Raw genomic sequence first — 21,644 nt, 5'->3', positions numbered from 1 at the left:
ACTTACCGGCAAGCTTACAGACTCTTATCAGGACGATTTACGCACACGCAGATACCATTCACACAGCAGGCGAACCTGTTTGCGGGTATAGCCTTTTTCCATCATGCGATCGACAAAATCATCATGCTTTTTCTGCTCATCGGTAGAGGTCTTGGTATTAAACGAGATGACCGGCAGCAACTCTTCCGTATTCGAGAACATTTTCTTCTCAATCACGGTGCGCAATTTCTCGTAACTGGTCCAGTTCGGATTGCGGCCGTTATTGTGTGCCCTGGCACGCAGCACGAAGTTGACGATCTCGTTACGGAAATCTTTCGGGTTACTGATGCCAGCAGGCTTCTCGATCTTCTCCAGTTCCGCGTTGAGCGATTCACGGTCAAACAACTGTCCGGTATCGGGATCGCGATACTCCTGATCCTGAATCCAGAAGTCGGCATAGGTCACGTAGCGGTCAAAAATGTTCTGACCATATTCAGAGTAGGATTCCAGATAGGCTGTCTGAATCTCTTTGCCAATAAACTCAGCATATTTAGGAATCAGATAGCCTTTGAGGTGCTCAAGGTATTTCTCCGCCTGATCCTGCGGGAACTGCTCGCGCTCAATCTGCTGCTCCAGCACGTAGAACAGGTGCACCGGGTTAGCCGCCACTTCGGCGTGATCGAAGTTAAATACCCGCGACAGGATTTTAAAGGCAAAACGGGTTGAAAGGCCGTTCATGCCTTCATCCACACCGGCGTAGTCGTGATACTCCTGCCAGGACTTCGCTTTAGGGTCAGTGTCTTTCAGGCTCTCACCATCGTACACCCGCATTTTGGAGTAGATGCTGGAGTTCTCAGGATCCTTGAGTCGTGACAGGATAGAGAAACGTGCCAGCGTTTCCAGCGTACCCGGTGCGCAGGGCGAGGTTGCCAGCTCACTGTGATTAAGCAGTTTGTCGTAGATTTTGATCTCTTCAGAGACCCGCAGGCAGTAGGGCACCTTGACGATGTAAACACGGTCAAGGAACGCCTCATTATTCTTATTGTTACGGAACGTCACCCACTCTGATTCGTTGGAGTGCGCCAGAATAATACCGTTAAACGGCAGCGCCGAAATCCCCTCGGTGCCGTTGTAGTTGCCTTCCTGCGTTGCTGTCAGGAGTGGGTGCAGCACCTTAATCGGCGCTTTAAACATCTCCACGAATTCCATGATGCCCTGGTTCGCGCGGCAGAGTGCACCAGAGTAACCGTAGGCATCAGGATCGTTTTGTGCGTGGTTTTCCAGTTTACGGATGTCCACTTTACCCACCAGCGCAGAGATATCCTGGTTGTTCTCATCACCCGGCTCGGTTTTGGCGATCGCCAGCTGTTCCAGAATCGACGGCCAGACTTTTACGACTTTGAACCGCGAAATATCGCCACCAAAGTCGTGAAGGCGTTTCGCAGCCCAGGGCGACATGATAGTGCCGAGGTAACGGCGCGGCACGCCATACTCTTTTTCAAGAATATGCGCGTCTTCCTGCGGATTGAACAGGCAAAGAGGATGATCGTTGACCGGACTACGTTCACCGTCAGCGCTTAGCACATAGATGGGCACCCGCTGCATCAGCGACTTAAGCCGTTCCGCCAGGGAAGATTTACCGCCACCCACCGGACCCAGTAAATAGAGGATCTGTTTCTTCTCCTCAAGTCCCTGAGCGGCATGTTTCAGATAGGAGACGATCTGTTCAATCGCTTCCTCCATGCCGTAAAACTCCTCGAACGCCGGATAGCGTCCCATCACACGGTTGGAGAATATTCTGGAAAGGCGTGGCTCCTGAGCAGTGTCGACCATTACTGGCTCTCCGATAGCCATTAACAGTCGCTCTGCAGCGTTGGCGTATGCACTGCGATCCTGCTTACAGATGGCAAGAAATTCCTGCAGTGTGAACTCTTCGTCCTTGGCAGCTTCATAACGCTGACGATAGTGATCGAATATATTCATAGCGATGCCCGTCCTTTCGTTTTTAGCACAGGTAAGGAGCGTAATTTAAGACTTGTAGCAGCTCCCGGAAGATATTCTCTGTTGAGTACAGCAACCCTTATGCCAACCTGATCTTTTTTATCGGGATACACAACTTTTGTGGTTACTCTGCTCGTACAAAATCTCTGCTGTTAATTCTAACTGTAGATGGCTTCTAGGAAATTTCCTCCATGGGTTTGGGCGAATGAGGGGGAGATCAAGACTAATTCGGGTCAGTTGTGAGATGAGTTCATATGGGTGATGCTTTAACTTAACTTGTTTTTAACCTTTGATGCCACTTTCATCTGTTGGTTGCTTAAAGGATTTCGATATAAGTTAATCCAGCCGTAAAAAAACGTTAGACTTCCTGTTTGATTGTTATATTTATGGAATTAATAAATTGTGAACCAATTCAAATTTAAGACGCTTGTTGCACTTTTACCCTGTTATTTACTGGCGGCGCACGCCAATGCCGCTCCGCTTTCTGTAGGGGCATCGGTCATCTATGCCGACTCACCTTATCGTGGCGGACAGGACCGTTATCTTCCGGTTCCGGTCATCAATTATGAGGGTGAAGACTTCTGGTTCCGCAGCCTGCAGGGCGGTTACTACCTCTGGAAAGATCCTCAGAATCAGCTCTCGCTGACGCTGCTGGGCTCACCGCAGGAGTACAAACCCAGCGACAACGATCTGGGCGATATGAAAGGGCTGGATAAGCGCCGCATGACGCTGATGGGTGGCGCAACCTATCGCCACACCGCCGACTGGGGGGTTGTCCGCACGGCATTGCTGGGCGACGTGCTCAATAACAGCAACGGCATAATCTGGGACCTGACTTACCTGTACCCCATCCAGATGGGCGACTTCAGCCTGACGCCTGGCATCGGTGCCATGTGGAATAGCGCCAATCAAAACCGTTATTATTACGGTGTTTCCGCGCATGAAAGCGCACGTACCGGCATCAGTCGTTACAATCCGGACGACAGCTGGTCACCTTATGTTGAGCTGAGTGCCAGCTATCAGATTACAGCGCAGTGGAATGTTGGCGTGGTGGGACGTTACACCCGCTTCGACAGCGAAATCAAAGACAGCCCGATGATTGATAAGAGCGGGCAGACGACGATCTGGACAGGTGTCAGCTACACCTTCTGATAACGCACCGAAAGAGGGCACCCAGTGCGCTCTGTTCTTTTATGGGGCCTCAGAATGAGGCGGGAGAGCAGAATGCGCAACACGATCAACTTCGCTGGCTTCAGCGAACTGCCGGTAATCGGTCAGGGCACGTGGTATATGGGCGAAAACCCGGCGCAGCGGGCCGGTGAAGTCACGGCATTACAGGCAGGTCTTGAGTGTGGATTGCAGCTGATTGATACCGCCGAAATGTATGCAGACGGCGGCGCTGAAGAGGTGGTCGGGCAGGCACTGCTGGGGCGTCGTGATAAAGCGTTGCTGGTGTCGAAGGTCTATCCGTGGAATGCCGGCGAAGTAGATGCCATTGAAGCCTGTGAACGCAGCCTGCGCCGTCTGCAGACCGATTACCTTGATCTCTATCTGCTGCACTGGCGCGGTAATATTCCGCTGGAAGAGACTCTGCGCGCCATGGAGCGCCTGCAGCAGCAGGGCAAGATTCGTCACTGGGGCGTCTCGAATTTTGATACTGATGATATGGCCGAACTGTGGGACGAACCCGGAGGCAATCAGTGCGCGACCAATCAGGTGCTCTACCATCTGGCTTCACGCGGTATTGAATTTGATCTGCTGCCCGTCTGTCAGCAGCGTGGCGTGCCGGTGATGGCCTATTGTCCGCTGGCACAGGCTGGACGGTTGCGGGACGCACTGTTTACTGATGTGGTGCTGAATCAGATTGCACAACAGAAGGGCATCAGCGTGGCGCAATTACTGCTGGCCTGGGTAATTTGTCAGCCTGGCGTCATTGCCATTCCCAAAGCCAGTTCTGTGGTTCACGTCCAGGAAAATGCTGCGGCGCTGGAGGTGGAACTGACCGATGAAGAGTTGCAGCTCATCGATCGTGCCTGGCCAGCACCACAGCATAAATTACCGCTGGATATCGTTTAGCCCTAAGCTTTGTCGCTGGCTGCGACTTTCTTCTTAAGACGGAACGTTGTGGCCAGGCGTGCCGGTTTTTCACCCGCACTGCGCAGCGGCTTACTGATTCGGGCCGTCTCTACACAAACCATTGTCTTATACCCTTCATTCGCCATATCCGCCATGCTGCAGGAGAGTTCCACACCCGGATTCCAGGTGACAACGTCACTGTGATGGTGGTGGTAAACTTCGATCTGTCGCTCACCGGCTGTATCATTGATGACCGAGCAATCTTCTGCTGCAGTGAAGATACGGTCGATGCGTCCCGGATAGCGCTGTTTGCCATCACTGCTGGCAACCTCACCGTTATTTACTTTGTCGATATAGCTGTTGCCCAGACCGGAGACCTCAACACCGTTGATGTCACTGACGGTAAAGTAGCTATGCAGCGCTGCCGTGGCGTCAAAGTCACCATGCGCTTCCAGTTCAATCTCACAATGCTGACCCAGGCGGAAACGGGCGATCAGGGTAAATTCGTGTGGCCATAGTTTCAGCGTCTGAGTGTTGCTCTCAAGCACTAGCGTCAGCATTACGCCATCTTCATTCTCATCATGCGCCGTAAGCTTCCATGTCTGAATCCGGGCAAAACCGTGAGCCGGTTCGCCTGCCGGACCAAACCAGGGCCAGCAGATCGGTACGCCGCCACGAATCGCTTTGCCCGGTGAAAACAGACTCTTGTCGCTCAGCCACAGTACCGGCTTTTCGCCACTCGGCTGCCAGGCGATCAGGTGCGCGCCCTGCAGCGTGATCGCTGCCCGTACTTTTGGATGACTGACAACAATCGTCGGTAATTCGCCAACCTGACGCTGCGAAAGGTAAGGGGAGATCTGCGTAACCACGGGCAGAGAAAACAGTTTATCTTGCATGTTCGATTCCTTCCTGTGCGGATCAAAAAAAGGGCGACCGAAGTCGCCCTTAATCTCAATGATGTCTGTCTGCCTTATTTAGCAGAAACCAGCGCAATCAGGTCGAGAACTTTGTTTGAGTAGCCAGTTTCGTTGTCGTACCAGGAAACCAGTTTCACAAAGTTGTCGTTCAGCGCGATACCCGCTTTAGCATCGAATACTGAAGTCAGGACTTCGCCGTTGAAGTCGGTAGAAACCACGTCATCTTCAACGTAGCCCAGAACGTCTTTCATCTCACCTTCTGCAGCCGCTTTGATTGCAGCACAGATTTCTTTGTAAGAAGCCGCTTTTTCCAGACGCACGGTCAGGTCAACAACGGAAACGTTAGGGGTAGGTACGCGGAATGCCATACCAGTCAGTTTGCCGTTCAGCTCTGGCAGAACTTTACCAACGGCTTTTGCTGCGCCAGTTGATGAAGGAATGATGTTCTGCGATGCGCCACGGCCGCCGCGCCAGTCTTTGTGAGACGGGCCATCAACGGTTTTCTGAGTCGCAGTGGTAGCGTGAACGGTGGTCATCAGACCTTCAACGATACCAAACTTATCGTTGATGACTTTTGCCAGTGGTGCCAGGCAGTTAGTGGTACAGGAAGCGTTAGAAACGATATCCTGGCCATCATATTTGTCGAAGTTTGCACCACGAACAAACATAGGGGTGTCATCTTTAGATGGACCGGTCAGAACGACTTTCTTAGCACCTGCGGTGATGTGTTTACGCGCGGTTTCGTCGGTCAGGAAGATACCGGTTGCTTCAGCAACAACGTCAACGCCCACTTCATCCCACTTCAGGTTGGCCGGATCACGCTCAGCAGTAACACGGATTTTTTTACCGTTAACGACCAGTGCGCCATCCTGAACTTCTACGGTGCCGTCGAAACGACCGTGCGTAGAGTCATACTTCAGCATGTACGCCATGTAATCCGCGTCCAGCAGGTCGTTGATAGCAACGATTTCGATGTCAGAACGTTTCTGAGCAGCACGGAAAACGATGCGACCGATACGGCCAAAACCGTTGATACCTACTTTGATAGTCATATATTCCACCAGCTATTTGTTAGTGAATAAAAGGTTGCCTGTAAAATTACAAAAACCTTACCAGGCGTCAAGCGGAATCGTGTCAATTGTTGCGACAGGTCAATTCGCCTGAGAGGAATAATTCAATGCGCAACCGCTTGCGCGCCGCCAATGTTATCGCGTTTCGTCGAATCAATCGCCGAATATATAGGGATGCCCGGGATAAAAGGTGATCGAAGTCACAATTACGCTTTGCAGTGAACGGCATGAAAGGGTAAGCACAAAAAAAGACCCAGTAATGTTGATCGTTTGTTAGAATAATAGTCGAATTTTTCAGAATGGCACTTCCCGGAATCCTAAAATGGCTAAAGACACCGCACCCGAAGCAAAAATTGCGCAGCTGACTGAAATGCAGCGCTACGTCACTCAGCATCGCGGAACGGAACCGCCTTACAGCGGCGCGTTGCTCCACAACAAGCAGGAAGGGATTTATCACTGTCTGGTTTGTGAGGCGCCACTTTTCCTCTCAGAGACCAAATATGATTCAGGCTGTGGCTGGCCCAGTTTTTACCAGCCGGTGAATGATGATGCGATTCGCTATATCGAAGACAACTCTCATGGCATGCAGCGTGTTGAGATCCGCTGCGGGAGTTGCGATGCGCATCTGGGGCATGTCTTCCCCGATGGTCCGCAACCGACCGGTGAACGCTACTGTGTTAACTCCGCCTCGCTGAATTTCACTGACGAGCAGGGCGAACAGACCAAAGGGTAAGGCGATGAAGGAACAACTTGAAGCAATGCTTGCGTCGATGACACCTGAAGTCTACGAACGACTGGCAACAGCAGTAGAGATTGGAAAATGGCCGGATGGCGTGGCACTGACGCAGGAGCAGCGCGACAACTGCCTGCAACTGGTTATGCTGTGGCAGGCAAGACACAACGATGCGCCGCAGCATATGACCATCGCTAAGGGCGGCGAGATGGTGATGAAGTCGAAAAAAGAGCTGAAAGAAGCGTTCGGCATCGACCCGGATGTCACCCGCATTCATCTGCACTAAAAAAAAGCTGGCGTCATGCCAGCTCCATTTTTAAATCAGAATCGCGCCCTGAGCCGTCATCTGAGCAAAGGCGATTTCACTGTCATCAGGATTCAGATTGACGCCGCGGCAGCCTTCTTTGACCACCTCGACGTGATACCCCAATTCCAGCGCATCCAGCACGCTATATTTCACGCAGTAATCTGTCGCCAGCCCCAGCATCACCAGATGGGTGATGCCACGCTCACGTAGCCAGCTGTCCAGCTCGGTTTTACGACGGTGGCCATTATCAAAAAAGGCGCTGTAGCTGTCGACATCCTGATCTTCACCTTTATGGAACGTCGCATCGAACAGTGAACGATCCAGACCGGGATGGAAGTCGGCACCTTCTGAGCCCTGAATGCCGTGATCGGGCCACCAGATTTGCGCCAGACCATTTAACTCGCCCAGCGTGTAGACCGGCTCACCGGAAACCGAGGCAAAGCTGCCGTGATCGGCCGGGTGCCAGTCCTGCAGTGCCAGTACGCATTCACCGTTTTCACGGAACAGCCGCGCATAGCGATTGGCCACCTCGACCGTGTGGTCGCCCTCATGGACTGCCATCGGGCCGCCGGGGCAAAAATCGTTCTGAATATCAATAATGATGAGTGCCCGCTTCATTACATGTCGCTCCGTTTCAGTCTTCAGTCAGTTCGCCGCGCAAATTCTGCTGCATTCTGGCACGGATTTGATCGGCAGAGAGTTCCTGGCTGAGTAAAAAGTGTAGCTTGGTCAGCGCGGCTTCTACCGTCAGGTCAAATCCGCTAATCACGCCAGCCTCTTCCAGCGCATTGCCGGTGGCGTACCCGCCCATATTCACCTTGCCTGAAATGCACTGGGTCAGGTTCACAACCACGATACCACGTTCGCTGGCCTGCTGAAGTTCGGCCAGAAATTCCTTGTTCTGCGGGGCATTGCCCACGCCATAAGAACGCAGAATCAGCGCCTTAACCGGCTGACGAAGGAAGTTACGCACCACGTCGGCGGAAATTCCAGGGTAGATGGTGACCACGCCAATGGGCTGAGGCGTAATGGTGTGAACTTTCAGTTCGCCCTGACCGGATGGGGCAGGTGGCGTATTGAGGCGGCGAATATGAATGCCCGCTTCCAGTAGTGCAGAGAGGTTCGGCGACGCGAAGGCGTTGAAGCCATCGGCATGGGCCTTGGTAGTACGGTTACCGCGATAAAGCGTGTTATTGAAAAACAGAGATACTTCGCTAATCGGGTAGTTAGCCGCCACATAGAGCGAATTTAACAGATTCTGCTGACCATCTGAGCGCAGCTCCGCCAGGGGGATCTGCGACCCGGTCACGATTACCGGCTTGGCCAGATTTTCCAGCATGAACGAGAGCGCGGAAGCGGTAAACGCCATGGTGTCAGTGCCATGCAGAATCACAAAGCCATCATAGCGATCGTAATTTTGTCGGATATCGTTGGCGATAAACTGCCAGTCTTCCGGGGTCATGTCGGATGAGTCGATCAGCGGCTGATATTCATGAATGGTGAAATCAGGCATCTCGGGGCGGTGGAACTCGGGCATATTCGCCAGCTGCTGCTGCAGGTGCCCTGAGACCGGAATATAGCCCTGCGCAGAGCGCTGCATACCGATTGTCCCGCCCGTGTAGGCTACGTAGATGTTTTTCTTTTGCATTAGAGAACTCAGACTCGCCATAAAACGCGCAGTATAAGGGGAATAGCGGGGAAAAGCAGCCCGACCAGCGGCCGGGCTGAGAGGTTTATCGCACTTCGCCGCAGTTCAGGCAGAAGGCATAACGGTTCTGAGGATCGTTCTGCTTGTCGAACAGACCCGGCTGGGCTTTCATGGCACTCATGACATCCAGCATTGGTGCAGGCAGCCAGGCTTTCAGCGTATCCGGCAATACGGCCTGTACCGAGGCGTTCATCTGGCCCAGCACCATATCCAGGAAGGTCGGTTCATCCTGATACCAGCTCAGCATGGGTTTACTGACTTTCGCCAGCTCGCCCGCCTTCTTCACGGCATCATCGAAGTCACCCAGCGCATCCACCAGACCATTGGCTTTGGCATCGCTGCCGGTCCAGACATGGCCCTGCGCTATCGCATCAATCTGCTCTGGAGTTTTATGACGCGACTTCGCCACCAGACCCACAAAATTGCGGTAACCATTTTCGATAGTCAGCTGCATCAGCTGCTGAACTTCTGCTGGCAGCGCTTTGGTGGTGGAGATATCCGCCAGCGGGGAGGTCGCGACGCCATCCGTGTGCACGCCAATGCTGTCCAGACTGTTCTCCAGCGTATTGATCACGCCGAAGATACCAATCGAGCCGGTCAGCGTGCTGGGGTTCGCCACAATGTAGCTGGCAGGCGTTGAGATCCAGTAACCGCCGGATGCCGCCATGCCGCCCATAGAGACCACAATCGGCTTACCTGCGGCCTGGGCCGCCGCCAGCTCTTCACGAATTGCTTCCGATGCTGTCACGCTGCCACCCGGGCTGTTCACCCGCAGAATAATCGCTTTGATTTTTGGATCGAGACGCGCATCGCGGATCTGAGCGGCTGTCGTGTCGCCACCGACGTTGCCCGGCGTCTCTTCGCCATCCATGATGGCACCGCTGGCCATGACGACCGCAATGTTGCCATCCTGCTGCGAGGAGGCCGGTTTCACGCTGTAGTCATAGATGCTGACGCTACGGTAATCGTTGCTCTGCTTATCCAGACCAAAGGTTTTCACCAGCTCCTGATCGGCTGCTGCACGGGAACCCAGGGCATCGACCAGCTTGTTATCCAGCGCATATTGCGCGGTGTCGCCTTTAACCGCGTTTAAACCAGCAATGATCGCTGCTGCGCCCGGGAAGAGTTGTTCCGGCGTCAGCTGGCGATTCGCCGCCACGGTATTCAGGTAGTTCTGCCACAGCTGACCTACCCAGCGGCTATCAGCGTCACGTGCCGCGGGTGACATGTCGTCACGCAGGAACGGCTCGACCGCTGATTTGTAGGTCCCGACACGGAAGACGTGTGAGGTGACTTTCAGCTTCTCCAGCAGGGTTTTGTAATAGAGTCCGTTGGTGGCGAAGCCATGCAGATCCACTGTGCCCTGCGGCGACAGATAGATTTTTGTGGCGTAGCTGGCAAGGTAGTATTGCGCCTGGCTGTAGCTGTCGCCCAGAGCATAAATTGGCTTGCCGCTGTCGCGGAATTCACGCAGCGCTTTACCCACATATTGCAGCGAAGGCTGATCGCCACCGGCAAATTCGCGTAAATCCAGCACCATGCCTTTAATATTGCTGTCGCCCTTTGCCTGGCGAATGGCATCGACCACATCAAACAGCGAATTTTCCTGTAAGCGGTCACTGCTGGCACCCAGCAGCTGGCGGCCAATTTTACTCAAACGGTTGCTTACCGACGGTTTATCCACCAGTACGCCGCTGAGATCGACTTTCAGTGCGCCCTGCTGAATCGGCGCTGAACTGCCGCCCGATCCGCTGACCTGCAGCCAGATCCCCACACCCACCACAATCAATAAAATCAGGAAAATATTCAGAATGAATTCCCTGATAAAATTCAATACCCGCCAGCTCCAGCGGAACAGACCTGCAATTATTCGCCACAATGTGCGCATCAGACTCTCCATAAATATGTAGCAGGAAGTGGCCGCCGCGCGGACCAGACTTCCCCGACGAGCTCATCCTAAAGAGCGGCGTGTTAAAAGTCAGCAGGAAATCACTGCGCACTGTTACAAAAAATCTGCCTGTGCCAGGATAATGGCAACATTACAGAGATCGGGAGAGAAACATGGACGCACTGGAGTTACTGGTCAACCGACGTTCGGCTTCACGCCTGACTGAGCCGGCACCGGCGGGTGACGCACTGGAAAATATCCTGCGGGCGGGTATGCGCGCCCCGGATCACGGCACGCTGCAACCCTGGCGCTTCATCATTGTAGAAAATGAAGGGCGTGACCGGATGAGTCAGCTGCTGGAGAAGGTGGCACGCGATAGCCAGCTGGATGAAAAGGCGATTAATAAAGCAAGCCAGGCGCCGTTTCGCGCACCGATGATCATTACAGTGGTGGCACATTGCGAAGCGCACCACAAAGTGCCGCGCTGGGAACAGATTGCCTCGGCCAGCTGTGCAGTGATGGCGATGCAGATGGCGGCGCTTGCTCAGGGGTACAACGGTATCTGGCGCAGCGGTCCCTGGACCGATGACGAGCAGGTCCGGCAGGGCTTTGGCTGCCGCGAGCAGGATGCCATCGTCGGCTTCCTTTACCTGGGTACCCCGCAACTGAAATCCAGCACTACGGTGCTCCCGCCAGACACTGCGCCTTTCGTCCGTTACTTCTGATCTGCCTGTCCGGTTCCGGCAGGGTGCATTTCAGCCCTGCCTGTTGCACGGTTCCTGTGCGAACGATCGCTAACACCGTGCGTCATGCTTACACCCGAAGCCCTGCCAGGCTAACATAGCCCGCGAGATTCAAACCGACAGCGAACAACCGGTTATCACTGTGTTCCCCTGATGTTAAGGATGTCCTGATTCAATGCGTTTGTTTATTGCGGAAAAACCGAGCCTTGGGCGTGCTATCGCAGATGTGCTGCCGAAACCGCATCGCCGCGGTGATGGCTTTATTGCCTGCGGCAACGATCAGATCGTCACCTGGTGCGTGGGACACCTTCTTGAGCAGGCGCAGCCCGACAGTTATGACAGCCGTTACGCGCGCTGGTCGCTGAACGATTTGCCGATCATTCCGGAAAAATGGCAGCTGAAACCACGTCCGTCGGTTGCGAAGCAGCTGAAAGTGGTGGAGGGTCTGCTGGCGCAGGCGAGTGAAGTGGTACATGCCGGTGACCCGGATCGGGAAGGGCAGTTGCTGGTGGATGAGGTGTTGGATTACCTGAACCTGCCCGCTGAAAAACGCAGTAAAGTGCAGCGCTGTCTGATCAACGATCTTAACCCTCAGGCAGTGGATCGCGCCGTAAATCGCCTGCGTGAGAATCGCGAGTTTATCCCGCTGTGCGTCTCTGCGCTGGCCCGCGCCCGGGCTGACTGGCTCTACGGCATCAATATGACCCGCGCCTGGACGCTGCTGGGACGCAATGCCGGCTACGATGGTGTGCTGTCAGTAGGCCGGGTACAGACACCGGTGCTGGGGCTGGTAGTGCGGCGCGATGAAGAGATCGAGAACTTCGTGCCGAAAGACTACTTCGAAGTTAAAGCGCATATCCTCACGCCTGATGGTGCCAGATTTGTTGCCAGCTGGATCCCCAGCGAAGCCTGTGAGCCGTGGCAGGATGAAGAGGGACGGCTGCTCAAACGCGCACTGGCCGATCATGTGGTGGCGCGTATCACCGGTCAGCCCGCCATTGTCACGGCCTACAGCGATAAGCGCGAAAATGACGTCGCTCCGTTGCCATTCTCCCTGTCCAGTCTGCAGATCGAGGCCGCGAAACGTTACGGACTGAGTGCCCAGACGGTCCTGGACACCTGTCAGCGGCTCTATGAAACCCACAAACTGATTACCTACCCGCGTTCAGACAGCCGCTATCTGCCGGAAGAGCATTTTGCCGGTCGTCATACGGTCTTGAAGGCGATACAGGCGCATCAGCCCCAGCTCACGCCACCAGCAGACTTTAACGCCGATCGCAGAAATCGCTGCTGGGACGATAAAAAAGTCGATGCTCACCATGCCATTATTCCCACGGCCCGAAGCAGCGCGGTGAAGCTCAGTGAAAACGAACAGCACATTTATGAGCTGGTAGCGCGCCAGTATCTGATGCAGTTCTGCCCGGATGCGGTATTCCGTAAATGTGTCATCGACCTTGATATTGCGGGCGGAAAGTTTGTGGCGAAAGCGCGCTTCCTGGCTGAGGCGGGCTGGCGCGCGCTACTGGGCAGCAAAGAGCGGGATGAAGAGAACGACGGCATGCCGCTGCCGGTGGTAGCGAAGGGTGATGCGTTGCTTTGTGAGCGTGGCGAGGTGCTGGCGAAGCAGACTCAGCCGCCTCGACCGTTTACCGATGCCACCATTCTTTCTGCAATGACCGGCATCGCCCGTTTCGTTCAGGATAAAGAATTAAAGAAAGTGCTGCGTGCGACCGATGGTTTAGGAACGGAAGCCACACGCGCCGGCATTATCGAATTACTGTTTCGTCGTGGCTTCCTGGTGAAGAAGGGCCGTTACATCAATTCCACGGATGCCGGACGCGCCCTGATTCACTCTCTGCCCGATCTGGCAGCGCGCCCGGATATGACGGCGCAGTGGGAATCGACACTGACGCGTATCAGCGAAAAGGCCTGCCGCTATGATGAGTTTATGCAGCCGCTGGTGCAGACCTTAACCGGCCTTATCCAGCAGGCGCGGCAGCAGCCTGCGGCGCATGCATTTCGGGGATTACCGTCCACCGGACAGAAACGTCCGGTGCGCAAAACCAGGCGTAAAGTGAAGGAGACGGAATGAGGCGTTATACGGTATTTCTGGTCGTGGCTCTGACGCTGGTGACCAGCGCAGTGCAGGCCAACAGTCGTTATCAGTCGATGCCACAACAGGGCAGCAACGGTGTGAACACCGATGTGGTGGTGGATATGCCGCCGGAAGCCTGGACGCAGTCAGAGAGACGTCAGCAGGACTGTCTGCGCTGCTGTATCTTTGAGAACCGCAACTACACAGAAGGCGCGGTAGTGAAATCTGAGGGCGTGCTGCTGCAGTGCGCGCGTGATGAACAGTCTCTTGGCACCAACAACCTGATCTGGAAAATAGTGAAATAGCCGTCGCGTGGCGTTCTGCCACGCGACCATTAATTAAAAGCGGAAGGTTGACCAGATGGGGGCGTGGTCAGACGGCTTCTCCATGCCCCGAATCTCATAATCAATGCCGCTCTCAACGCAGTGTGCTGCCAGATTTTTACTTGCCAGCACTAAATCAATGCGTAAGCCACGATTATCATCAAACCCTTTCGAACGATAATCGAACCAGGAGAAACGGTCCGCAACCTCCGGGTTGTGCTCGCGCCAGGTATCCACCAGTCCCCAGCCCAGCAGGCGATCCATCCACTCACGCTCTTCCGGCAGGAAAGAGCATTTGCCGGTGCGCAGCCAGCGCTTGCGGCTCTCCTCACCAATGCCAATATCCAGATCGGTGCTGCTGATATTCATGTCGCCCATAACCAGAACCGGTTTATCGGCAGGCAGATCGTCGGTCAGCAGGCGTTGCAGATCGCGATAGAACTTCTCTTTAGCCGGGAACTTGGTGGGATGATCGCGACTCTCGCCCTGTGGGAAATAGCCATTGATCACTGTGATGTCGCCAATCGGGCTGGGGATTTCCGCCATGATCAGGCGACGCTGGGACTCTTCGTCATCGTCCGGAAAGCCCCGGCTCACTGAAACGGGCTGCGCTTTGGTTAGCAACGCCACGCCGTAGTGGCCTTTCTGTCCATGATAAAAGACGTGATAGCCAAGCTTTGCCACCTCCTCCAGCGGAAACATGTCGTCATGGACTTTGGTTTCCTGCAGACCGATCACATCGGGCTGATGCTGTTCGACAAGCGCCTGAAGCTGATGCGGGCGGGCACGCAACCCATTGATGTTAAATGAAACAAATTTCATGAGAACGACCATTGTTCAGCGAGTAATGGGCGAAGATGGTAGCGATTTTTATTGAAGAAGTCATGGCAGAACAGGCTGAGATTGTGCGAAAGCGGGTAAGAAACGTGAGGAGGCGTAAGGTAGAACAAGGGGCCTGCATTTTTTTGGGATGGAGTGCGATATACAAGATGGTGGTGGGAGAAGGATTATTCGGCGCGTTGCGCCTCACCCTTCGGGCCGTGCTAAAGCGCGTTGTCTCGCAAGCTCGACACGAACCTTGATCGAAGGTTCTCATCCCTCTCCCCGCAGAACAGGAAGCTTTTGAGTTAGTCTGGGATTGTCTGCAACATGCAAAATGGTGGTGGGAGAAGGATTATTCGGCGCGTTGCGCCTCACCCTTCGGGCCGCGCTAAAGCGCGTTGTCTCGCAAGCTCGACCCGAACCTTAATCGAAGGTTCTCATCCCTCTCCCTGCAGAACAGGAAGCTTTGATATTTGTTTTGGGATGGAGTGCGATATACGAGATGGTGGTGGGAGAAGGATTATTCGGCGCGTTGCGCCTCACCCTCCGGGCCGCGCTGAAGCGCGTTGTCTCGCGATGCTCGACACGAACCTTGATCGAAGGTTCTCATCCCTCTCCCCGCAGAACAGGAAGCTTTTGAGTTAATTTGGGATTGTCTGCAACATGCAAGATGGTGGTGGGAGAAGGATTCGAACCTTCGAAGTCTGTGACGGCAGATTTACAGTCTGCTCCCTTTGGCCGCTCGGGAATCCCACCAGGGATATTTGAAGTGGCTTAAGATGATTCAGATTCAGATGGTGGTGGGAGAAGGATTCGAACCTTCGAAGTCTGTGACGGCAGATTTACAGTCTGCTCCCTTTGGCCGCTCGGGAATCCCACCATGGCCTGAATCTTTGTCTCTTAAAGCGGGGCGCATCATACCAAATGCGATAAGGGTGTAAAGCGCCCACTGGCAAAACCGCAACTGTTTGCCCACTTTTTACACGTAGCGCTGAATCTGCAGACAATTCAGCGCCCTGGCTGATTAAAGAATAATCGTACGGTTACCGTAAACGAACACGCGTTGTCCCAGTACTTTGTACAGAGCGTTGCTCAGGACATTCTTTTCTACGTCGCGACCGGCACGCATCATCTCATCCGCGGTGTAGCTGTGATCGACGTTAATCACATCCTGCATGATGATTGGACCTTCATCGAGATTGTCATTCACGTAGTGCGCGGTAGCACCGATGATTTTCACGCCACGCTCATAAGCCTGATGGTAAGGGCGGGCTCCGATAAAGGCGGGCAGGAAGGAGTGATGAATATTGATAATCTGATTCGGATAACGCTGCACGAAAGCGGGCGTCAGAACGCGCATATATTTTGCCAGCACCACGTAATCGGGCTGATAGCGGTCAATCTCTTCTACCATGCGGTTATCGTGCTCTTCCCGTGTCAGCCCCTCATGACTCACCAGCACAAACGGAATATCGAAACGCTCAACCAGTGAACGCAGGGTGTCGTGGTTACCCACTACCGCTGCAATTTCCATATCCAGGCCGCCAAACGCGCTCTTCATTAATAGATCGCCCAGACAGTGTGCCTCTTTAGTCACCAGAATCACCACGCGACGGCGACCGGCACTGTGAAGTTCCCGCACGGAACCCTGCGGCAGGGCGCTGTCGAGATCGGCGAGCAGGGTATTGTCGTTGAAAATCCCTTCCAGCTCGGTGCGCATGAAAAAACGCCCGGTGCGATGATCAACAAACTCATTGTTCTGCACGATATTAAGTTCGTGCTTGTAACAAATATTGGTGATTTTGGCGATCAGACCTTTTGCATCGGGACAAATGGTTCGTAAAACTTTTCTTTGCATGGTTTGCGCTTGCATCTCAATCAGAGTCCTGTCAAAGCATTAGGGTGTAAACCGCTGGGGTAGCCGTCAGCTTAACCACAACATTTTTTGTATTTTTTGCCACTGCCGCACGGGCAGGGATCGTTACGCCCCACGGGCGGTTCTGTTCCGTCAACATAGTACCAGCGTTGATCCTCGCGAAGAAAGCGTGAACACTCATGAATGGTATGAATGTTGGTTTTCTCGCGGTATCGCGCAAAAAAGGTAACGAAAGCTTCGTTCTCATGGCTTCCATGATTACAACGGGTTACATTCAGGCTAAGCCATTCGGTGCCTGGAAAACTTTCAGATAAAAGCCCCGACAGCGCCGGATGGCGTTTCTCAGGATGCCAGGTTGCAACCAGATAGTCCGCATTATGCTGAACATAGGCGCAATAACGGGATCGCATAAGTTGTTCAGCTGTAACAGGAATCTGGTTACCCTGCAGAAAGGGCCCGCAACATACGCTATACTGCTCTCCGCTACAACATGGGCAGGTTTCTGACACATTGTCTCCCGGGAATGATGAGTCGATTTCACAAGCGCGCTATGTTAGCTGACCCCACGTTGTGACGCTACGTATTGACGGCAGGACCAGATACAAATGAGAAAGGTAAAAATTGGATTGGCTCTGGGGTCTGGAGCGGCCAAGGGATGGGCGCATATTGGCGTGATTAACGCGCTGGAACGTGCGGGCATTGAGATCGACGTTGTTGCAGGCTGCTCAGTCGGCGCACTGGTCGGGTCTGCCTATGTGAATAACCGTCTGCCGCTGATGCAGAAATGGGTGAGCGCATTTCGCTACTGGGATGTAATTCGCCTGATGGATGTCTCATGGCAGCGTGGCGGGCTATTACGCGGCGAGCGGGTATTCAGCCATGTCCGTCAGTTGATCCCGAATGATGCGATAGAGCACTGTAATAAACCCTTCGGCGTGGTGGCGACCAACCTGAGTACGGGGCGTGAGCTCTGGCTGACTGAAGGCGATCTTCATCAGGCGGTACGCGCATCCTGCAGTATGCCAGGTTTATTACCGCCGGTGGGCTACAATGGGTATTGGCTGGTGGATGGCGCCGTCGTGAACCCGGTGCCGATTTCACTGACGCGTGCCCTGGGGGCAGACATTGTTATCGCCGTTGACTTACAGCATGACGCACATTTAATGCAGCAGGATCTCTTTTCCGTTACACCTCAGAACAGTGAAGAAGAAGCCGCCGCAGCGGCATTGAGTTGGAGTGGAAAGTTGCGACAGCGCCTGGTGAATTTCACTCAGCGCCGTGCATCTCAGTCACCTGGCGCGATGGAGATTATGTCTACCTCTATCCAGGTGCTGGAGAATCGTCTTAAGCGAAACCGTATGGCAGGCGATCCGCCCGATGTTTTGATACAGCCGGTCTGTCCGCAAATTTCGACGCTGGACTTTCATCGTGCTGAAGAGGCCATTGAGGCAGGCAGGGCCGCCGTAGAGAAGAAAATGGATGAACTATTACCACTGGTCCGTGGCAGATAATCAGGTTGTTCATTCAAAACGGTGACTTCGGGCAATTCTGAAAGGCGCAACTGCGTTTTATGAACCACTATTGAATTATCTGGTACGCAGGGGGAAAGAATGGAAAAACCACTACTCGGCAAAAAGATACTCATTGTCGAAGATGAGGCTGTTTTCCGTTCGTTGCTGGACCAATTTTTGTTATCGATGGGTGCTGTGACGTTACAAGCGGAAGATGGTCTGGAAGCAATTGCACAACTACAACAGCATACTGTCGACCTGATTATCTGCGATCTGGAAATGCCGCGTATGAGTGGCATCCAGTTCGTTGAGCATATTCGTACCCGTGGCAATGTCGTGCCGATTCTGATCATCTCGGCCACTGAAAATATGTCCGATATCGCCCACGTACTGCGTCTTGGGGTGCAGGATGTGCTGCTTAAGCCACTCAAAAACTTCGAACGCTTCCGTGAAGCGGTTTATGAGTGCCTTTATCCCTCAATGTTCACCTCAAAGGTGGAAGAGGATGAGCAGCTTTTCCAGGACTGGGATGCGCTGGTTCGCGATCCAAAAGCAGCCGCCAAGCTGCTCAAGCAACTCCAGCCGCCGGTGCAGCAGACCATTGCTAACTGCCGGATTAACTATCGTCAGCTGACGATGGCCGAGCAGCCTGGGCTGGTACTTGATATCGCGGCACTCTCCGATAAAGATCTGGCGTTCTACTGTCTCGACGTGACGCGCGCCGGTGATAACGGCGTGCTGGCGGCGCTATTACTGCGTGCACTGTTTAATGGCCTGCTGCAGGAGCAGCTTACGGGCCAAAAACAGCGTCTGCCGGAGCTGAATGGACTACTCAGACAAGTCAATCTGCTGCTGCGCCAGGCGAACCTGAGCGGTCAGTTCCCGCTGCTGGTGGGTTACTATCATCGCGGTTTAAAAAATCTGATTCTGGTTTCAGCCGGATTAAACGCCACGCTTCATGTTCATGCCCATCAGATTCAGCTCAGTAATGGTGTCCCGCTTGGCACTATGGGCAGCACCCATCTTAATCAAATCAGTCAACGCGCAGACAACTGGCAGTGCCACGTCTGGGGCGCGGGCGGTCGTATCCGGCTGATGCTGTCCACGGAAGAATAAGTGCAAAAAACAGTGAGATTCTGGTGCTGATCTCAGGGCCAGAGTTTAGCTTTACAGTTGGGTAATAGTCTTAATTTCGACGGTTTGGTCCCTTCCAGGATAAATCCGTTCGATACTAACTGATATACTCATTTCCGATTTTAAACCGACATATCAAGTATTAACTTGAACGGCCTATGAGAGAGGTATCTTAATGTCTGCCAATAATACCAAAGTAAAAAAAGCGGTAATCCCGGTAGCGGGTTTGGGTACGCGTATGCTCCCGGCTACCAAAGCGATTCCAAAAGAGATGTTACCGCTGGTTGATAAGCCGTTAATCCAGTATGTCGTTAACGAGTGTATCGCTGCTGGCATCAACGAAATTGTGCTGGTTACGCATTCATCAAAAAATGCCATCGAAAACCACTTTGATACCAGCTTCGAACTGGAATCAATGCTGGAAAAACGCGTTAAGCGTCAGTTGCTGGATGAAATCCAATCTATCTGCCCGCCACACGTTACCATTATGCAGGTCCGTCAGGGCATCGCTAAAGGTCTGGGTCACGCTGTGATGTGTGCGCACCCGCTGATCGGTGATGAGCCATTTGCGGTCATCCTGCCAGACGTCATCATCGACGAATATGAATCCAACCCAACCAAAGATAACCTGGCAGAGATGCTGAGCCGTTATGAAGAGTCTGGCCGCAGCCAGATCATGGTTGAGCCGGTTGCCGATGTTACCGCGTACGGTGTTGTTGATTGCCAGGGCGCAGAACTGAACCCAGGCGACAGCGCACCTATGGTTGGTGTGGTTGAGAAGCCTAAAGCGTCAGAATCACCATCAAACCTGGCCGTTGTAGGTCGTTATGTGCTGTCTTCAGACATCTGGCCACTGCTGGCGAAAACGCCTCCAGGTGCAGGCGGCGAAGTTCAGCTGACTGACTCCATTGCGATGCTGATGGAAAAAGAGACTGTCGAAGCTTATCACCTGAAAGGCGTGAGCCATGACTGTGGTAACAAGCTGGGCTACATGCAGGCTTTCGTTGAGTACGGTGTTCGTCATCCGGTATTGGGCAAAGATTTCTCTGAATGGCTCGATGGCGCAGTTGGCAACAAAAAGTAATTCATAAACACAGGATAACTCGATGAAAGTCACTGTATTTGGTATCGGCTATGTCGGTCTGGTTCAGGCTGCGGTGTTAGCCGAAGTCGGACATGACGTTCTCTGCATTGATGTCGACGCTAATAAAGTCGAAAATCTGAAAAAAGGCATCATTCCTATTTTCGAACCAGGTTTAACGCCGCTGGTAATGTCCAATTACGAAGCGGGTCGTCTGAAGTTCAGCACTGATGCTGAGCTGGGCGTAAACCATGGTGTTATGCAGTTTATTGCAGTTGGTACACCACCGGACGAAGACGGCTCTGCCGATCTGAAATATGTGACCGCCGTAGCGCGCACCATTGCGCAGCATATGAACGATCACAAAGTGGTTATCGACAAATCAACCGTTCCGGTTGGCACAGCAGACAAAGTTCGTGCAGTAATGACGGAAGCGCTGAAAGCGCGTGACGCCAACATCACCTTCGATGTGGTTTCAAATCCGGAATTCCTGAAAGAGGGTGCAGCAGTTAATGACTGTATGCGTCCGGAGCGTATTGTTGTCGGTACTGACAACGACGACGTGGTCGAACTGTTACGCGAGCTCTATGAGCCGTTTAACCGTAACCACGATCGCATGATCATGATGGATATCCGCAGCGCAGAGCTGACCAAGTATGCCGCAAACTGCATGCTGGCAACCAAAATCAGCTTTATGAACGAGATGTCTAACCTGGCTGAACGTTTAGGCGCGGATATTGAGAAAGTACGCCAGGGTATCGGTTCTGATCCCCGCATTGGCTACCACTTTATCTATCCTGGCTGTGGCTACGGCGGCTCCTGCTTCCCGAAAGATGTGCAGGCGTTAATCCGTACCGCAGAGTCCATTGGCTATCAGCCACGTCTGTTGCAGGCGGTGGAAGATGTGAATGACAACCAGAAAAACAAGCTGCCTACCTTCATTAAGCGTCATTTTGGTGACGATCTGAAAGGTAAAACGTTTGCACTCTGGGGCCTGTCATTCAAGCCGAACACTGACGACATGCGTGAAGCCTCCAGCCGTGTGCTGATGGAAACGCTGTGGGAAGCAGGCGCATCTGTTCAGGCGTTTGACCCTGAAGCGATGGATGAAGCGCAGCGCATCTATGGTCACCGCAGCGATCTGAAGCTGATGGGTACCAAAGAAGCCGCACTGCAGGGCGCAGACGGTCTGGTCATCTGTACGGAGTGGCAAAACTTCCGTGCGCCTGACTTCGACGTTATCAAAAATGCACTGAAAGAAGCCGTGATTTTTGATGGTCGTAACCTGTATGATCCAGAGCGTATCAGCAAACGCGGTTTCGTTTATTATGCAATCGGCCGCGGAGCGTCTATTCAAACTGCATAATTAACGAGGGATTT

General features: G+C 53.4%; 20 protein-coding genes, 2 tRNA genes and 3 other RNA genes. 11 read left to right on the top strand and 14 right to left on the bottom strand.

The features are described from left to right. Positions 1-27 precede the first annotated feature (27 nt). Positions 28-1,962, bottom strand: coding sequence for a protein kinase YeaG (yeaG, locus tag AC6I8E_RS10350; protein ID WP_003852739.1), 1,935 nt, complete (start codon positions 1,960-1,962; stop codon positions 28-30). A 420-nt stretch (positions 1,963-2,382) separates the two neighbouring features. Between yeaG and AC6I8E_RS10345 the strand changes: the two genes are divergently transcribed. Together AC6I8E_RS10345 and AC6I8E_RS10340 are read left to right on the top strand one after the other, a co-directional pair. Further along, a complete protein-coding gene (locus AC6I8E_RS10345; RefSeq protein WP_497823950.1) occupies positions 2,383-3,132 on the top strand; it encodes a MipA/OmpV family protein in 750 nt (249 codons plus the stop codon). A 72-nt stretch (positions 3,133-3,204) separates the two neighbouring features. Further along, complete coding sequence (locus AC6I8E_RS10340; RefSeq protein WP_147789152.1) at positions 3,205-4,056, top strand: aldo/keto reductase; 852 nt, start codon at positions 3,205-3,207, stop codon at positions 4,054-4,056. 2 nt (positions 4,057-4,058) lie between these two features. On the opposite strand, the gene AC6I8E_RS10335 is transcribed toward AC6I8E_RS10340, so the two are convergent. Both AC6I8E_RS10335 and gapA read right to left on the bottom strand, forming a co-directional pair. After that, positions 4,059-4,952, bottom strand: coding sequence for a D-hexose-6-phosphate mutarotase (locus tag AC6I8E_RS10335; protein WP_095707108.1), 894 nt, complete (start codon positions 4,950-4,952; stop codon positions 4,059-4,061). Between the two features lie 74 nt (positions 4,953-5,026). Then, positions 5,027-6,025: a glyceraldehyde-3-phosphate dehydrogenase gene (gene gapA, locus AC6I8E_RS10330; RefSeq protein WP_013358063.1), complete on the bottom strand. Its 999-nt coding sequence runs from the start codon at positions 6,023-6,025 to the stop codon at positions 5,027-5,029. 340 nt (positions 6,026-6,365) lie between these two features. On the opposite strand from gapA, the gene msrB reads away from it, so the two are divergent. Next, positions 6,366-6,776 (top strand): peptide-methionine (R)-S-oxide reductase MsrB, encoded by a 411-nt coding sequence (msrB, locus tag AC6I8E_RS10325; protein ID WP_013358062.1) that lies wholly within the window; start codon positions 6,366-6,368, stop codon positions 6,774-6,776. A gap of 4 nt (positions 6,777-6,780) precedes the next feature. After that, complete coding sequence (locus AC6I8E_RS10320; protein WP_013358061.1) at positions 6,781-7,062, top strand: YeaC family protein; 282 nt, start codon at positions 6,781-6,783, stop codon at positions 7,060-7,062. 30 nt (positions 7,063-7,092) lie between these two features. On the opposite strand, the gene pncA is transcribed toward AC6I8E_RS10320, so the two are convergent. From pncA to sppA, 3 genes are all read right to left on the bottom strand, one after another. Beyond that, entirely contained in the window at positions 7,093-7,701 is a 609-nt protein-coding gene (pncA, locus tag AC6I8E_RS10315; RefSeq protein WP_110330372.1) for a bifunctional nicotinamidase/pyrazinamidase, read from the bottom strand. Positions 7,702-7,717: 16 nt separating this feature from the next. Next, positions 7,718-8,731, bottom strand: a complete 1,014-nt coding sequence (gene ansA, locus AC6I8E_RS10310) for an asparaginase (RefSeq protein ID WP_033783270.1) — start codon at positions 8,729-8,731, stop codon at positions 7,718-7,720. A gap of 85 nt (positions 8,732-8,816) precedes the next feature. Continuing rightward, positions 8,817-10,679, bottom strand: a complete 1,863-nt coding sequence (gene sppA / locus AC6I8E_RS10305; RefSeq protein ID WP_033783269.1) for a signal peptide peptidase SppA — start codon at positions 10,677-10,679, stop codon at positions 8,817-8,819. Positions 10,680-10,852: 173 nt separating this feature from the next. Here sppA and AC6I8E_RS10300 point away from each other — a divergent pair, with 173 nt between their 5' ends. From AC6I8E_RS10300 to AC6I8E_RS10290, 3 genes are all read left to right on the top strand, one after another. Then, positions 10,853-11,404, top strand: coding sequence for an NAD(P)H nitroreductase (locus tag AC6I8E_RS10300; protein WP_147789154.1), 552 nt, complete (start codon positions 10,853-10,855; stop codon positions 11,402-11,404). Between the two features lie 193 nt (positions 11,405-11,597). After that, positions 11,598-13,514 (top strand): DNA topoisomerase III, encoded by a 1,917-nt coding sequence (locus tag AC6I8E_RS10295; protein ID WP_370421012.1) that lies wholly within the window; start codon positions 11,598-11,600, stop codon positions 13,512-13,514. Beyond that, positions 13,511-13,822, top strand: a complete 312-nt coding sequence (locus tag AC6I8E_RS10290; protein WP_147789156.1) for a YnjH family protein — start codon at positions 13,511-13,513, stop codon at positions 13,820-13,822. Before AC6I8E_RS10295 ends, AC6I8E_RS10290 begins: the two co-directional genes overlap by 4 nt. Positions 13,823-13,855: 33 nt before the next feature. Here the strand turns inward: AC6I8E_RS10290 and xthA are convergent, their stop codons facing one another. The 8 genes from xthA to AC6I8E_RS10250 all read right to left on the bottom strand — a co-directional run bounded on the left by xthA (position 13,856) and on the right by AC6I8E_RS10250 (position 17,047). Beyond that, positions 13,856-14,662: an exodeoxyribonuclease III gene (gene xthA, locus AC6I8E_RS10285; protein WP_041456889.1), complete on the bottom strand. Its 807-nt coding sequence runs from the start codon at positions 14,660-14,662 to the stop codon at positions 13,856-13,858. 168 nt (positions 14,663-14,830) lie between these two features. Next, positions 14,831-14,957: non-coding RNA, RtT sRNA (locus AC6I8E_RS10280), on the bottom strand. 40 nt (positions 14,958-14,997) lie between these two features. Continuing rightward, positions 14,998-15,124, bottom strand: a non-coding RNA gene (locus AC6I8E_RS10275) — RtT sRNA. Between the two features lie 41 nt (positions 15,125-15,165). Continuing rightward, positions 15,166-15,293, bottom strand: a non-coding RNA gene (locus AC6I8E_RS10270) — RtT sRNA. Positions 15,294-15,333: 40 nt separating this feature from the next. After that, positions 15,334-15,418: transfer RNA gene (locus tag AC6I8E_RS10265), tRNA-Tyr, on the bottom strand. A 39-nt stretch (positions 15,419-15,457) separates the two neighbouring features. Further along, positions 15,458-15,542, bottom strand: a tRNA-Tyr gene (locus AC6I8E_RS10260). 144 nt (positions 15,543-15,686) lie between these two features. After that, complete coding sequence (gene purU / locus AC6I8E_RS10255; protein WP_003852258.1) at positions 15,687-16,535, bottom strand: formyltetrahydrofolate deformylase; 849 nt, start codon at positions 16,533-16,535, stop codon at positions 15,687-15,689. Positions 16,536-16,591: 56 nt separating this feature from the next. Next, complete coding sequence (locus AC6I8E_RS10250; protein ID WP_071822179.1) at positions 16,592-17,047, bottom strand: YchJ family protein; 456 nt, start codon at positions 17,045-17,047, stop codon at positions 16,592-16,594. A 96-nt stretch (positions 17,048-17,143) separates the two neighbouring features. Here AC6I8E_RS10250 and rssA point away from each other — a divergent pair, with 96 nt between their 5' ends. From rssA to AC6I8E_RS10230, 4 genes are all read left to right on the top strand, one after another. Continuing rightward, on the top strand, positions 17,144-18,049 hold the full coding sequence (gene rssA, locus AC6I8E_RS10245; protein ID WP_013358054.1) for a patatin-like phospholipase RssA: 906 nt from the start codon (positions 17,144-17,146) through the stop codon (positions 18,047-18,049). A 99-nt stretch (positions 18,050-18,148) separates the two neighbouring features. Beyond that, positions 18,149-19,165: a two-component system response regulator RssB gene (gene rssB / locus AC6I8E_RS10240; RefSeq protein WP_013358053.1), complete on the top strand. Its 1,017-nt coding sequence runs from the start codon at positions 18,149-18,151 to the stop codon at positions 19,163-19,165. A gap of 193 nt (positions 19,166-19,358) precedes the next feature. Beyond that, positions 19,359-20,267: a UTP--glucose-1-phosphate uridylyltransferase GalU gene (gene galU, locus AC6I8E_RS10235; protein WP_013358052.1), complete on the top strand. Its 909-nt coding sequence runs from the start codon at positions 19,359-19,361 to the stop codon at positions 20,265-20,267. Positions 20,268-20,289: 22 nt separating this feature from the next. Continuing rightward, positions 20,290-21,630 carry a UDP-glucose dehydrogenase family protein gene (locus AC6I8E_RS10230; RefSeq protein ID WP_013358051.1) on the top strand — a complete coding sequence of 447 codons (1,341 nt, stop codon included), beginning with the start codon at positions 20,290-20,292 and terminating at the stop codon, positions 21,628-21,630. Positions 21,631-21,644: the final 14 nt, after the last annotated feature.

Source organism: Pantoea sp. X-Soil-YNGN-785 (assembly GCF_059730585.1).
The sequence above is the reverse complement of the archived record's forward strand: the minus strand, read 5'-3'. Positions and strand labels throughout refer to the sequence as shown.

What these genes read in the sequence shown, in the direction of transcription:
- yeaG (WP_003852739.1), bottom strand. Translation starts at nt 1,962, where the DNA reads ATGAATATATTCGATCACTATCGTCAGCGTTATGAAGCTGCCAAGGAC.
- AC6I8E_RS10340 (WP_147789152.1), top strand. Translation starts at nt 3,205, where the DNA reads ATGCGCAACACGATCAACTTCGCTGGCTTCAGCGAACTGCCGGTAATC.
- AC6I8E_RS10335 (WP_095707108.1), bottom strand. Translation starts at nt 4,952, where the DNA reads ATGCAAGATAAACTGTTTTCTCTGCCCGTGGTTACGCAGATCTCCCCT.
- gapA (WP_013358063.1), bottom strand. Translation starts at nt 6,025, where the DNA reads ATGACTATCAAAGTAGGTATCAACGGTTTTGGCCGTATCGGTCGCATC.
- msrB (WP_013358062.1), top strand. Translation starts at nt 6,366, where the DNA reads ATGGCTAAAGACACCGCACCCGAAGCAAAAATTGCGCAGCTGACTGAA.
- AC6I8E_RS10320 (WP_013358061.1), top strand. Translation starts at nt 6,781, where the DNA reads ATGAAGGAACAACTTGAAGCAATGCTTGCGTCGATGACACCTGAAGTC.
- pncA (WP_110330372.1), bottom strand. Translation starts at nt 7,701, where the DNA reads ATGAAGCGGGCACTCATCATTATTGATATTCAGAACGATTTTTGCCCC.
- ansA (WP_033783270.1), bottom strand. Translation starts at nt 8,731, where the DNA reads ATGCAAAAGAAAAACATCTACGTAGCCTACACGGGCGGGACAATCGGT.
- sppA (WP_033783269.1), bottom strand. Translation starts at nt 10,679, where the DNA reads ATGCGCACATTGTGGCGAATAATTGCAGGTCTGTTCCGCTGGAGCTGG.
- AC6I8E_RS10300 (WP_147789154.1), top strand. Translation starts at nt 10,853, where the DNA reads ATGGACGCACTGGAGTTACTGGTCAACCGACGTTCGGCTTCACGCCTG.
- AC6I8E_RS10295 (WP_370421012.1), top strand. Translation starts at nt 11,598, where the DNA reads ATGCGTTTGTTTATTGCGGAAAAACCGAGCCTTGGGCGTGCTATCGCA.
- AC6I8E_RS10290 (WP_147789156.1), top strand. Translation starts at nt 13,511, where the DNA reads ATGAGGCGTTATACGGTATTTCTGGTCGTGGCTCTGACGCTGGTGACC.
- xthA (WP_041456889.1), bottom strand. Translation starts at nt 14,662, where the DNA reads ATGAAATTTGTTTCATTTAACATCAATGGGTTGCGTGCCCGCCCGCAT.
- purU (WP_003852258.1), bottom strand. Translation starts at nt 16,535, where the DNA reads ATGCAAGCGCAAACCATGCAAAGAAAAGTTTTACGAACCATTTGTCCC.
- rssA (WP_013358054.1), top strand. Translation starts at nt 17,144, where the DNA reads ATGAGAAAGGTAAAAATTGGATTGGCTCTGGGGTCTGGAGCGGCCAAG.
- rssB (WP_013358053.1), top strand. Translation starts at nt 18,149, where the DNA reads ATGGAAAAACCACTACTCGGCAAAAAGATACTCATTGTCGAAGATGAG.
- galU (WP_013358052.1), top strand. Translation starts at nt 19,359, where the DNA reads ATGTCTGCCAATAATACCAAAGTAAAAAAAGCGGTAATCCCGGTAGCG.
- AC6I8E_RS10230 (WP_013358051.1), top strand. Translation starts at nt 20,290, where the DNA reads ATGAAAGTCACTGTATTTGGTATCGGCTATGTCGGTCTGGTTCAGGCT.